Source organism: Aeribacillus sp. FSL K6-3256 (assembly GCF_037965805.1).
GTDB lineage: Bacteria > Bacillota > Bacilli > Bacillales > Aeribacillaceae > Aeribacillus > Aeribacillus composti.
This window is the reverse complement of the sequence record NZ_CP150188.1, coordinates 3,103,427-3,116,092: the sequence shown is the minus strand read 5'-3', so window position 1 is coordinate 3,116,092 and position 12,666 is coordinate 3,103,427. Positions and strand designations below refer to the sequence as shown.

Below are 12,666 nucleotides of genomic sequence, written 5' to 3'. Positions count from 1 at the left end.
CATGATTCTTTCAAGCATCTGCTTTTGGTTCTCTAGGAATCAGCCGGTATTTTCTAAATCAAGACGATTATATTTTTGTCGAATGGATGCCTGTACATTTCTTCAACCCATTAACAGCAAGATTTGCCGAGTCAAGAGGAATGTAAAGAGAAGCTGTCATATGATATGTCTTCATGAATAGAAAAATCAGATATCCGAATCGTTAGCAAAAGTAGAAGAAACCTAAACGAGGTGCATACCATTATGCAGGTTATTGATGAAAAAGTGATTCAATTCGCTGACTGCCTTATGGAAGCGGAAAAAAATAGGAAAGCTGTTGAGCCGCTAACTTCTCTCGATCAAGAAATCACGGTAGAGACTGCATATAAAGTTCAATTAGTAAATATTCAACGGAAAGCTAACACTGGACAACGAATCGTAGGGAAAAAAATAGGATTAACATCCTTGGCGATGCAAAAGCTGTTAGGAGTCAATGAACCGGACTACGGTCATTTATTGGATGAAATGAAGGTGGAAAATAGAGGAGCTCTTCCTTATGAAAAGGTTCTCCAGCCAAAAGTAGAAGCAGAGATCGCCTTTGTTTTAAAGAAAGATTTAATCGGTCCAAGAGTAACAGAGCTGGATGTACTTCAAGCAACAGATTATATAGCTTCAGCCTTAGAAATTGTCGATAGCCGCATCGCCGATTGGAATATAAAATTGCAGGATACGATTGCTGACAATGCTTCTTCAGGTTTTTTTGTATTAGGTGACAAGCAAGTGGCTGTTGATTCTTTAGATTTATCAAGGATAGGAATGGTGTTATATAAAAACGGAGAGGTCATGAACACAGGAGCAGGGGCGGCAGCTTTGGGGAATCCAGCTACCTGTGTAGCCTGGCTAGCCAATAAGCTGTTTGAATACGGAATAACACTTAATGCAGGAGAGATTATTCTTTCAGGTGCTCTTTCCGCCGCCATCGATGCGGAGCCGGACGATTTTTTTCAAGCCCGTTTTGCTCATTTAGGCGAAGTAAGCGTTCGCTTTTGCTAGCAACAGTTAAAAAAGAGTGATAGAAACGGAGTGATATTCATGACTAAAGTAAACGTCGCTATTCTTGGATCAGGAAATATCGGCACAGATTTAATGTTGAAGCTGGAACGTTCCAATATTTTGCAATTAACAGCTATGATTGGGATTGATCCTGAATCAGATGGTTTGCGCCGTGCGAAAGAAAAAGGGTATACGGTTATCAGCACAGGAATCGAAGGTTTTCTTAAGAATCCGGAACTTGCTGATATCGTCTTTGATGCAACATCAGCTAAAGCGCATATCCGTCATGCAAAGCTGTTAAAGGAAGCGGGTAAGATGGTTCTTGACTTGACTCCTGCAGCTGTCGGAGCACTCGTCATCCCGTCTGTAAATCTCCATGAACAACTCGAAGAAAGGAACGTGAATCTCATTACATGCGGCGGCCAGGCGACCATTCCGATTGTCCACGCAATTAATCGGGTGAGTCGAGTTGATTATGCTGAAATTGTCGCAACCATTGCAAGTAAAAGTGCGGGACCGGGAACAAGGGCAAACATTGATGAGTTTACACAAACGACGGCACGCGGCATTGAAAAAATTGGCGGAGCCAAAAAGGGAAAAGCCATCATCATTTTAAATCCGGCGGAGCCGCCTATTATTATGAGAAATACTGTTTATGCTCTAGTAGAAGAAGCAAGTATGAATGAAAAAGCCATTGTTCAATCGATTTTAGAGATGGTGGAAACGGTCCAATCGTATGTACCGGGATACCGGATACGTACCGATCCAATCATTGATGGGAATAAAATCACTGTCTTCCTTGAAGTAGAAGGAGCAGGCGATTATTTGCCGAAATATTCTGGAAATCTTGATATTATGACGGCTGCTGCGGTAAAGGTTGCGGAAGAATTCGCAAAACATCAATTAGCAGCACAAACGGCGTAGAGGAGGAAAACCGCATGGCAAAAAAACGTGATGTATTAATTACGGAAGTAGCTTTGCGAGACGGGAGTCATGCCATTGCCCATCAATACACAGTCGATCAAGTCGCAAAAATCACCAAAGCTTTAGATGAAGCGAACGTTCCATACATCGAAGTCGCACACGGAGACGGATTGGCCGGTTCTTCTTTGCAGTATGGATTATCTCGCACAAATGAGCTCGAGCTGATTGAGGCCGCCGTGTCGGTTTGCAAGCAATCAAAAATCGCCGTCTTGCTTCTGCCGGGAATCGGCACGATGAAAGATTTAAAACATGCTGCCGAGCTTGGGGCGAAGATGGCGCGGGTTGCAACTCATGTAACAGAAGCAGACGTTTCTGCCCAGCACATTGGGCTGGCAAAAGAGCTTGGAATGGAAACAGTCGGATTTTTAATGATGGCCCACATGGCGCCAGTTGAAAAACTGGTAGAACAAGCAAAGCTGATGGAAAGCTACGGAGCGGATGTCGTTTATGTCGTTGACTCAGCAGGAGCACTTCTTCCGCATGAAGTCAGGGATAGAATTCGTGCCCTTAAGCAGCATGTAGGAGTGGAAATTGGCTTTCATGGCCATAACAACCTGTCTCTGGCCATGGCGAACAGCTTGGTTGCCATCGAAGAAGGAGCGACCCGCATTGATGGAAGTGTTCGATGTTTGGGAGCAGGGGCAGGAAATACCCAGACGGAAGTGTTGGTAGCTGTGTTGGATCGATTAGGAAAGGAAACCGGTATTGATCTTTATAAAATGATGGATCTTGCAGAAGAAATTGTGGCGCCAATGCTTCCAGCTCCCCAAGAAATTACAAGAGACAGCCTTGTGCTGGGATATGCCGGTGTTTATTCAAGCTTTCTGCTCCACACCAAGCGGATAGCCCAAAAATTAGGGATTGACTCGCGCGATATTTTTGTTGAACTCGGCAAACGCAAAGTAGTTGGCGGTCAAGAAGACATGATTGTAGACGTAGCAACAGAAATTGCGAAGAAGAGAGAAAAATCGCCAGTTTCATAAGGAGGTGTTGGGGCAATGGCAGTAAAAGTTCGTCACTATCGAAAATTTGCTGAATTGTTAAATGAAGCGGAATATGAAAAAAGGGAGATTACTCGCATCACAGAAGATATTTTGGACCTTTCTGTGGAGGAATCATACAAGATACAAAAGGAGCTCATCAAAATCAAAATAAACAGCGGTCATCGCATCATTGGTTCGAAAATGGGGCTGACAAGTCAAGCGAAAATGACGCAAATGAATGTGAAAGAACCGATTTACGGATATCTTTTTGATTATATGTTCGTTCCAAACGGCGGAGTCGTCCATTTGAGCGAATTTATACATCCGAAGGTAGAAGTGGAGATTGCTTTTATTTTAGGTGAGGACTTAGAGGGCCCAAATGTAACGAGAACACAAGTGCTGTCGGCAACAAAATATGTCGCACCGGCCTTAGAAATTATTGATAGCCGCTATAAAGATTTTAAGTTTACTTTGCCGGATGTTGTTGCAGATAACGCTTCTTCGTCAAGAGTTGTAATCGGGAGCACATTGACTCCAATCCACACGTTAAAAATTGATTTAGATTTGATAGGTGCAGCGCTTTATGTAAATGGGGAATTAAAAGCTTGCGGAGCTGGTGCAGCGGTATTAAATCATCCGGCAAATTCTGCTGCTGTTTTGGCTAATATGCTGGCGCGCAAAGGAGAGAGTTTAAAAGCGGGCGACATGATTTTAACTGGGGGCATCACTGAGGCGATCAATCTAACAGCTGGAGATACAGTAATCGGGCAATTAGATCAACTCGGAGATGTTTCGTTTAGTGTAAAAGAATAAGAATGCGGATGCCTTGCTGGCGGTATATGAGATTTCATCTATAAAATAACATTCCATTTTTAAGGAGGAATTTTGATGAATAATGTCTTGTCATATGAATATGAAATTCACCTCCCTTCAACCGCAGAAGAGGGAAAGAAGTATCCTGTTGTTTTCGCATTGCACGGCATAGGGTATGACGAACAATACATGCTTTCATTAGTGGAAGATTTAAAAGAGGAATTTATTTTAATAGGCATTAGAGGTGATCTTCCATATGAAGATGGATACGCATATTATTATTTGAAAGAATATGGAAAGCCAGAACGAGAATTGTTCGATATTAGTGTAAATAAATTAAAGAACTTTATTGAAGCTGCACTAAAAAAATACCCGATTGATTCTGACAAAGTATATTTGATTGGCTTTAGCCAAGGAGCAATCTTAAGTATGACACTCGCTTTAATATTGGGCGAAAAAATAAAAGGGATTGTTGCAATGAATGGATATATACCATCGTTTGTGAAGGAAGAATATCCATTGAAGTCTATCGAGCGGTTGTCTGTGTTTTTAACTCAAGGAGAATCAGATCATATTTTTCCTTTAAACATTGGACAGGAAAACTATGATTATTTGCGCAAACATGCAGCTTCTGTGAAGTATACCATTTATCCGGCTGGACATGAAATATCACAAGACAATCAACGAGACATCGTTTCATGGCTGCGTCAGGATGCTTACAACTACGGTCAAAATAAGACAACAAATCTCGCATGATAAAAGGCATCGATTTAATAATATTGGGGGAGGTTGATTATGATAGAAACGGGAAAGTATGCTGATGTGAAAGGAATCAAAACACATTATCACGAGGACGGGAAAGGAGAACCCCTTCTTCTTATTCATGGCTCTGGTCCCGGGGTTTCTGCATGGGCTAATTGGCGTTTAGTATTTCCGCTCCTTTCCCAGCATTTTCATCTTTATGCCCCAGATGTCGTAGGATTTGGTTATACGGAAAGGCCGAAAGATATTCAATATTCCGTGAATGTATGGGTCGAACACATGATTAACTTTGTCGAGACGATGAATCTTGAGAAGGTTTCAATCATTGGAAATTCCATGGGTGGAGCTTTAGCTCTGCATATTGCAAATCGTCGCCCTGATCTTGTTAAGAAGTTAATTTTGATGGGAAGCGCAGGGATTGAATTTCCAATTACAGAGGAACTTGATGCCGTTTGGGGATATACGCCGAGCATTGAAAATATGAAAAAAATCATTGGCATTATGTCAAATGATCCAAGCATGGGGGAAAATGACAACCTGGTCAAAATGCGCTATGAAGCTAGCATTCAGGAAGGTTTTCAAGAATCGTATTCCGCAATGTTTCCGCCGCCTAGACAAAAACATGTGAATGCTTTGGCGCTTACAGAGGAACAATTTCGGGCAATAGAAATTCCGGTTTTACTCATTCACGGAAGAGAAGACCGGGTGATCCCATTGGACAAAACAAGCTGGAAATTATCTCAAATTGTTCCTGACGCCCAACTTCATGTCTTTCCAAATTGCGGCCATTGGGTGCAAATCGAAAAAACAGAATTTTTTGCAGGTCAAGTAATAGAATTTTTGAATAAATAAGCGGATTTTTTACGTACTGCTTCCTGCTTTCAATATGTGCAAAAACCATTTTTTCTTTTCTTAACGTAATCAGAATTCGTTTAATTTAGCGAGGGGATGCTGATGATCACCGTTTGTAAAAAACATATTAAGAACGGAATAAACTTACTCAACACACCGCACGTACAAAAATTATCGCAGAAATATTGGGAGCATGAATGTATTTTTTGTGATGAACCAGCTCATTTTAAACTTTTTTATAGTACGCCTTACAGTACGTCCTATCGAAAATTCCTTTCCTTAAACAAAAATCATTCGTCGCTTACTGGTTAATTCTGAATTTAAAATAGAATCTTTTGTTTTTAAGCCCGCGCCGGGTTTCGTTTGCTGGCCGCTGCCTATGGCAGTTTGGCTAGAGCATCCGAAGTCCGGCGTTTTAATTTATCTAAAAAACTCAATACAGGCTGAGCAGTTAATTTAAGTAAGAGAGAAGCTTTTATTTTTTAATAAAATTTTAATCTCCGTTCGATATATGAATTTGGAGATAAGCGAGATTCCCTTTTGCAGTGTCTCTGCAATATAACCCCAAATATACGCAGAGCGATTAGTCTCATCTATTTCCATTTCCATATGCGTTTACATCAGTTGAGATTAAGAAAATATGATGTCAAAAACGGTACAGTGCGCTTTTAGCATTTGGAAAGAAAAATAAATTACAAACTCTAAATTAACTAGTGTTACTCTAATGGCTTCAAGCAACAACAGAGTTTTTAATAAATTCATAGTTTTCAATTGATTAGGTTTTCTTAACAACAACAAGATAGGCTGTAATCTTATTTTCCATAATGATTTTAAAAATCTATTTCTCAATTTGAGCCTGTCGGCTTTAAAATATTTCTAAAATAATTATTATAATTTCTATTGATTTTATGGGTATTTGCTGTTATATTATTAAAAAATGAAAATTAATTATCAATTATTGATAATTATCGAGTTTCAAATGAAGTAAGGGGGGATGAAAATGGAAGCCATACGAGCTGCAAGGGGTCCCCAGCTTCGTTGTAAAGGATGGCGGCAGGAAGCCCTATTGCGATTATTAGAAAATGTGCTAGAGAATGGGGAAAATCCTAAAGAGCTTGTCGTATATGCCGCATTAGGAAAAGCCGCTCGAAATAGGGGATCATATCAAGCGATTGTCGAGGCATTAAAAAATTTAGAGGAAGATGAAACTTTAGTAATTCAGTCTGGTAAACCGATTGGTATTTTCAAGACACATGCTTATGCTCCGCTAGTCGTTATGGCGAACTGTAATTTAGTAGGGAAATGGGCAAATAGCGAAAATTTCTATGAACTTCAAGAGAAAGGATTGATTGCCTGGGGAGGTTTAACGGCTGGAGCCTGGCAGTATATCGGTTCTCAAGGGGTTATTCAAGGAACTTATGAAATATTCGCCACTATTGCTCGCAAGTATTTTCACGGCAGTTTGGCTGGCCGCTTTATTTTAACGGCTGGTTTAGGAGGAATGGGAGGTGCACAGCCGCTCGCAGGTGTAATGGCCAACGCAGCCATCTTGTGTGTAGAAGTGGATGAAGATCGAATTGATAGACGAATAGAAACAGGATATTTGCAAAAGAAAACACACAGTTTGGATGAAGCGCTGCAATGGATTGACCAAGCGAAAAGAGATAAAAAGAGTTTATCTGTTGGATTGGTTGGCAATGCCGCCCAAGTTTATCCGGAAATTTTAAAACGGGGAATCATCCCTGATATTGTGACTGATCAAACATCCGCTCACGATCTTGTGTATGGCTATATCCCGGAAAACTATACGATCGAGGAAGTACATGAAGCAAGAAAGCTAAACCCGAAAAAGCTGGCTGCTGATGCTCGCAAATCTATAGCAAAAGAAGTTCGGGCTATGCTGGAATTTAAGCGGCGCGGCGCCATTGTTTTTGATAACGGGAATAACATCCGGACACAGGCATCACAAGAAGGTGTTCATGATGCGTTCGAAATTGACATTTTCACCGAAGCATTTTTACGTCCATTATTTAGTCGAGCAATTGGACCATTTCGTTGGATTGCTTTGTCGGGGGATCCAGAAGACATTTACAAAATAGATGACTATATTCTTGAACACTTTCCTGACAATGAAATTGCGACCAATTGGATTAGGCTGGCCAAAGAGTATGTTCCATTTCAAGGATTGCCGGCGCGTATCGGTTGGTTTGGCCACGGAGATCGTACAAAACTGGCAACAGCAGTCAATGAAATGGTGCAAAAAGGCCAATTGAGCGGTCCGATTGCATTTACTCGTGACCATCTCGATGCTGCATCGATGGCTCACCCGAATATTATGACGGAACGAATGAAAGATGGAAGTGATGCAATTGCCGATTGGCCGCTTCTGAACGCTATGCTGAATTGCTCTTCAATGGCGGATTTAGTCGCTATTCATTCAGGCGGAGGTGGCTATACCGGTTATATGACAAGCGCCGGTGTAACGATAGTAGCCGACGGTACTGAGCAAGCAAGCATAAGATTAAATCTTACGCTTGATAATGATACAGGACTCGGTGTTTTACGTTATGCTGATGCAGGATATGAAGAAGCATTGGATGAGGTTGAGAAAAAAGGATTGCGGAGAATTGACATAAAGTAGTGATCAGCAACAGATAAATAGATTAGGAGGAATGATGGTTGTGCGTCAATTAACGAAAGACGACGTATTGGCCGCTGTAAAAGGAGGATCAGTCTTTGCTTCCGGCGGCGGCGGTTGGGTTGATCATGGTCTGGAAATTGGCATGGCGGCCATTGCAGTAGGAAAGCCGAAGTTAGTTTCTGTCGATGAATTGCAGGATGATGACATTATTGTCACTGCAACTGCCATCGGTGCTCCAGCGGGAACAACTGATTGGCAAATGCTTGGAAAAGATTATATAAAAGCAGTGCAGCTTGTACAAGAAAACTATAATGGAAAAGTTGTCGGTTTGATGACCCCGCAAAACGGAATGTCCAGCAGCATTAATGGTTGGCTTCCAGCCGCAGCACTTGATTTGGTTGTGGTTGATGCTACTGGGGATATGCGTGCTCATCCGACTGGTAAGATGGGGGCAATGGGGCTTGCTGGACGTTTGGATTTTGAAACGGTGCAGGCCGTTGCCGGAGGAAAACCAGAAACTGGATCGTACATTGAGTTAGTAGTCAAAGGGACGCCTGCGAAAACATCAAATATTTTGCGGACAGCATCAGATATGTCTGGAGGATTTATCGCTTGCGCGCGGCATCCTATACCTGCTAGTTATGTGAAGCAGCATGCGGCTATCGGCGGCATAAGCCGAGCGTTAGAGCTTGGGTACGCGATTATGAATGCGGAACCGAAGGGTGCTGAAGCGGTAATAGAAACGATTTGTCAGACGACAAAAGGATATATTGTAGGAAGCGGAAAAGTGGTCAAAAAAGATGTCCATTACAAAGGCGCCTTTGATATCGGTACAATTTTGGTTGAAGGAGAGGGGAAAAAACTCACCCTTCATGTCATGAATGAGTATATGGCTGTAGATGACGAAAGAGGCAACAGGTTGACAACATATCCAGACGTCATTACAACACTCAATCCAAATACAGGGGAACCTGTCAGCGTTGGACATGTAGAAGAAGGAATGGACATCATTGTATTTAGCATTAACAAATCAAATATTCCATTGAGTTCTAGTGTGAAGGATCCTTTAGTTTACCCAGAGGTTGAGCAAGCATTAGGTATCAGCATTGCTGATTATGCTTTGGCAACTGATGAGAGTTAAGACAAAGCCAGCTGGAAGGTGTAGTGAATGTCGCTAAATGGTTCGCAAACGTTAAAAAAAGCGTTAGACATTTTATTTGTCCTAGGAGAAGCAGAAACACCATTATCTGTCAGTGAAATTGCTCAACGAGCCTCAATTCCGGAGAGCACTGTCTATCGTTTATTGCAAACGTTAGAGAATAACGGAATTATTGAGAGGAAATCTAAAGGACAAATAACTCTTGGGTTACGCATTCTAGAATTAGCCCGCAGTCTAACGCAACAAATGGATCGTTATTTAAACGTAATTGCACGTCCGATAATGGAGAAAATTACTGAGAAAACGAATGAAACATCGATTCTAGCAGTTCGTTCAGGGATTGAAGTAATTTGTATAGAAAGTATCGCAAGCTCGCGCTTAATTCGATTTGCCATTGAGAATGGAAGATTGCTGCCTCTTCATCGGGGGGCATCTGGAAAAATTATTCTCGCATATGAAAATGAAAAAATAGTAGAACAAGTATTGCAAAAACTTTCGAGTGAACAGGAGAAGAAGCAGCTCATTTCTGAATTAGAAAAAATTAGGAAGCAAGGGTACTGTATAACGATAGGAGAAGTAGATTCGGACATTTGCGGAATTTCAGCGCCTATCTTCAATTACCAGGGACGAGTTGTAGCGAGTTTGACTGTCGCAGGGCCTGCTGAACGGATTGACTTAGAAGCAAGAGAGAACATCGTTAGTGTAATAACGGATGCTGCTCATCAAGTATCGCAAAAATTTATCGAAACAGCTACTTTTTGATCATGGTCAGGAAGAGGGAGTGCAAATGGAGCAGAAAGTGTATGATCTCGTAATTGAGGGAAATATCGTGCTCCCTGATCGGGTGCTATATAATGGTTCAGTTGCTATCAAAGATGGAAAGATCGCATCTGTTTCTAAAATCAGCCATGAACGGAGATCACATAAAGTTTTGAAAGCTCATGGAAAATATGTTCTTCCAGGAGCGATTGACGCTCATGTTCATAGCTACAGCGCTTTGACAGAAGGCTTTGCAGCCGCCACCCGCTCTGCTGCTGCAGGGGGAGTAACCACGATTATCGAAATGCCATATGATGCTGATCAACTTATATGCACAAAAGAAAGATATGCCGCAAAAAAACAAAAGCTGTCCAAAGAGGCAGTAGTGGATGTAGCGATGCTGGCAACGATTAAACCGAAAAACGGGCTTGATCAAATTCCTCTTCTTGCTGAAGAAGGAGCATGCGGCTTCAAAGTTTCTATGTTTAATACGGATTCCGTCCGTTTTCCACGCATTGATGACGGTGAGCTGTTGGAAGCTTTTTCTCTCATAGCGAAAACCGGTTGTCCAGTTGGTGTTCATGCAGAAACGGACGAAATTGTTAGAAAATATATAGAAAAATACAAACAAAAAGGAGAGACAGACCCACGCGCTCATTGCTGGAGTCGTCCGAAAGTCGCAGAGTCTACCGCGGTTTTAACGGCGTTAGAACTAGCTTACTGGACTGGAGTTCACTTACACATATATCACTGTACGTTTCCGCGCATTTTTGAGCTGGTTCAATGGTTCCGCCAACAAGGCACTAAAGTGACCGCAGAGACGTGCACTCACTATTTGATTTTATCCGAAGAAGATATGCCTTCCTTGCACGCAAGGGGAAAAATAAATCCGCCGTTGCGGACAAAGGAAGATGTGGAACAATTATGGATTCAGCTTTCACAAGGAATGATCGATTTGGTCACTTCAGATCACGCTCCTTGGACGATTGACCGAAAAAATCATGCGGATATTTTCCAAAACTCATCAGGGGCCCCGGGAGTTGAAACGCTGTTGCCGCTGCTTTACAGCGAAGGGGTTGCAAAAGGAAGAATATCTATGCTTACACTTGTCCATCTACTTAGTGAGAATCCAGCCAAGACGTTTGGTTTATCGCACTGTAAAGGAAGGATAGAGGAAGGGATGGATGCTGATTTAGTGGTATTAGATCCCAACCAAAGCTGGGTATTAAATGAGTCTGAGTTGCACTCTCATGCCGGATGGAGTCCTTATCATGGTTTTACTGTTCAAGGGAAAATTATTAACACATTTGTAAGAGGAAAGCTTGTATATGATGGAACAGTCATCGGAAATCCGGGTGATGGCAAGTTCATCCACGCAGAGCACGATGCGGTTAAAAAATCATTGCAAAGCGATACAGTGAGGTGCTCTGTTCAATGAGAGTCAATACTGAGCGTTTGAAAGAAGATATTGAAGCTTTGGCTAATTTTGTCGACAAAAGTCAGATTGGTTGGACAAGAAGGGCCTTTACACCGTTTTACGAAGAGGCAAGGGGCTGGCTCAAGGATAAAATGAAATCATTAAATTTAGAGGTTAATGTTGATGCCGCAGCCAATGTGATTGGAACTCTTCCCGGAAAAGAAAAGCATCTTCCTGTCATCATGATCGGTTCTCATATTGATACCGTCAAAGGCGGCGGAAGATTTGACGGCATCATCGGGGTTGTCGCCGGTCTAGAGATTGTTCGTTTGCTTAAAGAAAATGGGATACAGCTGCGTCATCCGTTGCAAGTGGTTGATTTTACAGCGGAAGAACCAAGTGAGTTTGGCATTTCAACGATCGGCAGTCGAGGAATGGTGAATAATTTGCCGGAAACAATGCTGCTTAGGAAAGATTTGCAAGGAATTACTCTGCGGGAAGCATTAAAGAGATCTGGAGGAAATCCAGAGCGATTGACGCTTGAAGCGCGTAAACCGGGAGATGTAGCTCTATATTTAGAGTTGCACATTGAACAAGGTCCGGTGCTTGAGCAGACAAACCATCAGCTTGGTGTTGTTCGAGGCATTGCAGGTATTCAGCGTTATCGCCTCACTGTTGAAGGGGAACCGAATCATGCTGGAACAACACCTATGAACCTAAGAAAAGATGCGCTTACTGCAGCTGCTGAGATCATTCTTTGTTTCGAACAGCTTTGCCAGGAAACCTACACGGAAGAAGTTGTAGGAACCGTTGGAAAACTCATGAATGAACCGAATGCAGCGAATGTCATACCAGGAAAGGTGACTTGCGAACTAGAGATTCGCTCGTTGGATAAAGATATTCAAGACATGATCATAACTCAGCTCCATCATGCTGCCTTGCAAATTTCAAAGCGACGCGGGGTTTCTGTTCAATTTGACTGCTTGTCACAATCAGAACCGATTCTTGTACAAAATAATGTCCGCAGTGTAATTGAGCAGGCATGCAAAGAGGTGGCACCCACGATGTTTTTATCGAGCGGTGCCGGCCATGATGCCAATCAAATAGCTCGTATTGCTCCAATCGGTATGATCTTTGTGCCGAGTAAAAACGGCAGAAGCCACTGTCCTGAAGAATGGACTGATTATGAAGATGTAGCTTTAGGTGTGCAAGCATTGTTGAAGGCGTTGCTGCTGTTTGACCAGCAGCTGGACTAAAATGCCGG

General features: G+C 42.2%; 11 protein-coding genes. All 11 read left to right on the top strand.

The window, feature by feature from the left end; genetic code table 11:
* Positions 1-243: 243 nt before the first annotated feature.
* Entirely contained in the window at positions 244-1,032 is a 789-nt protein-coding gene (locus tag NSQ84_RS15030) for a 2-keto-4-pentenoate hydratase (RefSeq protein ID WP_339212047.1), read from the top strand.
* 39 nt (positions 1,033-1,071) lie between these two features.
* Entirely contained in the window at positions 1,072-1,956 is an 885-nt protein-coding gene (locus NSQ84_RS15025; protein WP_339212046.1) for an acetaldehyde dehydrogenase (acetylating), read from the top strand.
* 14 nt (positions 1,957-1,970) lie between these two features.
* Entirely contained in the window at positions 1,971-2,999 is a 1,029-nt protein-coding gene (gene dmpG / locus NSQ84_RS15020; protein WP_339212044.1) for a 4-hydroxy-2-oxovalerate aldolase, read from the top strand.
* 15 nt (positions 3,000-3,014) lie between these two features.
* Complete coding sequence (locus NSQ84_RS15015) at positions 3,015-3,812, top strand: fumarylacetoacetate hydrolase family protein (RefSeq protein WP_339212042.1); 798 nt, start codon at positions 3,015-3,017, stop codon at positions 3,810-3,812.
* 75 nt (positions 3,813-3,887) lie between these two features.
* Complete coding sequence (locus NSQ84_RS15010; RefSeq protein ID WP_339212040.1) at positions 3,888-4,568, top strand: alpha/beta hydrolase-fold protein; 681 nt, start codon at positions 3,888-3,890, stop codon at positions 4,566-4,568.
* Positions 4,569-4,607: 39 nt separating this feature from the next.
* Positions 4,608-5,426, top strand: a complete 819-nt coding sequence (locus tag NSQ84_RS15005) for an alpha/beta hydrolase (protein WP_339212038.1) — start codon at positions 4,608-4,610, stop codon at positions 5,424-5,426.
* Between the two features lie 994 nt (positions 5,427-6,420).
* Positions 6,421-8,067 carry a urocanate hydratase gene (locus NSQ84_RS15000; protein ID WP_339212036.1) on the top strand — a complete coding sequence of 549 codons (1,647 nt, stop codon included), beginning with the start codon at positions 6,421-6,423 and terminating at the stop codon, positions 8,065-8,067.
* Between the two features lie 40 nt (positions 8,068-8,107).
* Positions 8,108-9,208 carry a DUF917 domain-containing protein gene (locus NSQ84_RS14995; RefSeq protein WP_327856722.1) on the top strand — a complete coding sequence of 367 codons (1,101 nt, stop codon included), beginning with the start codon at positions 8,108-8,110 and terminating at the stop codon, positions 9,206-9,208.
* Positions 9,209-9,235: 27 nt separating this feature from the next.
* Positions 9,236-9,988 carry an IclR family transcriptional regulator gene (locus tag NSQ84_RS14990; RefSeq protein WP_327848678.1) on the top strand — a complete coding sequence of 251 codons (753 nt, stop codon included), beginning with the start codon at positions 9,236-9,238 and terminating at the stop codon, positions 9,986-9,988.
* A 25-nt stretch (positions 9,989-10,013) separates the two neighbouring features.
* On the top strand, positions 10,014-11,423 hold the full coding sequence (locus NSQ84_RS14985; protein WP_339212034.1) for a dihydroorotase family protein: 1,410 nt from the start codon (positions 10,014-10,016) through the stop codon (positions 11,421-11,423).
* Complete coding sequence (locus NSQ84_RS14980; protein WP_144598161.1) at positions 11,420-12,658, top strand: Zn-dependent hydrolase; 1,239 nt, start codon at positions 11,420-11,422, stop codon at positions 12,656-12,658. Before NSQ84_RS14985 ends, NSQ84_RS14980 begins: the two co-directional genes overlap by 4 nt.
* Positions 12,659-12,666: the final 8 nt, after the last annotated feature.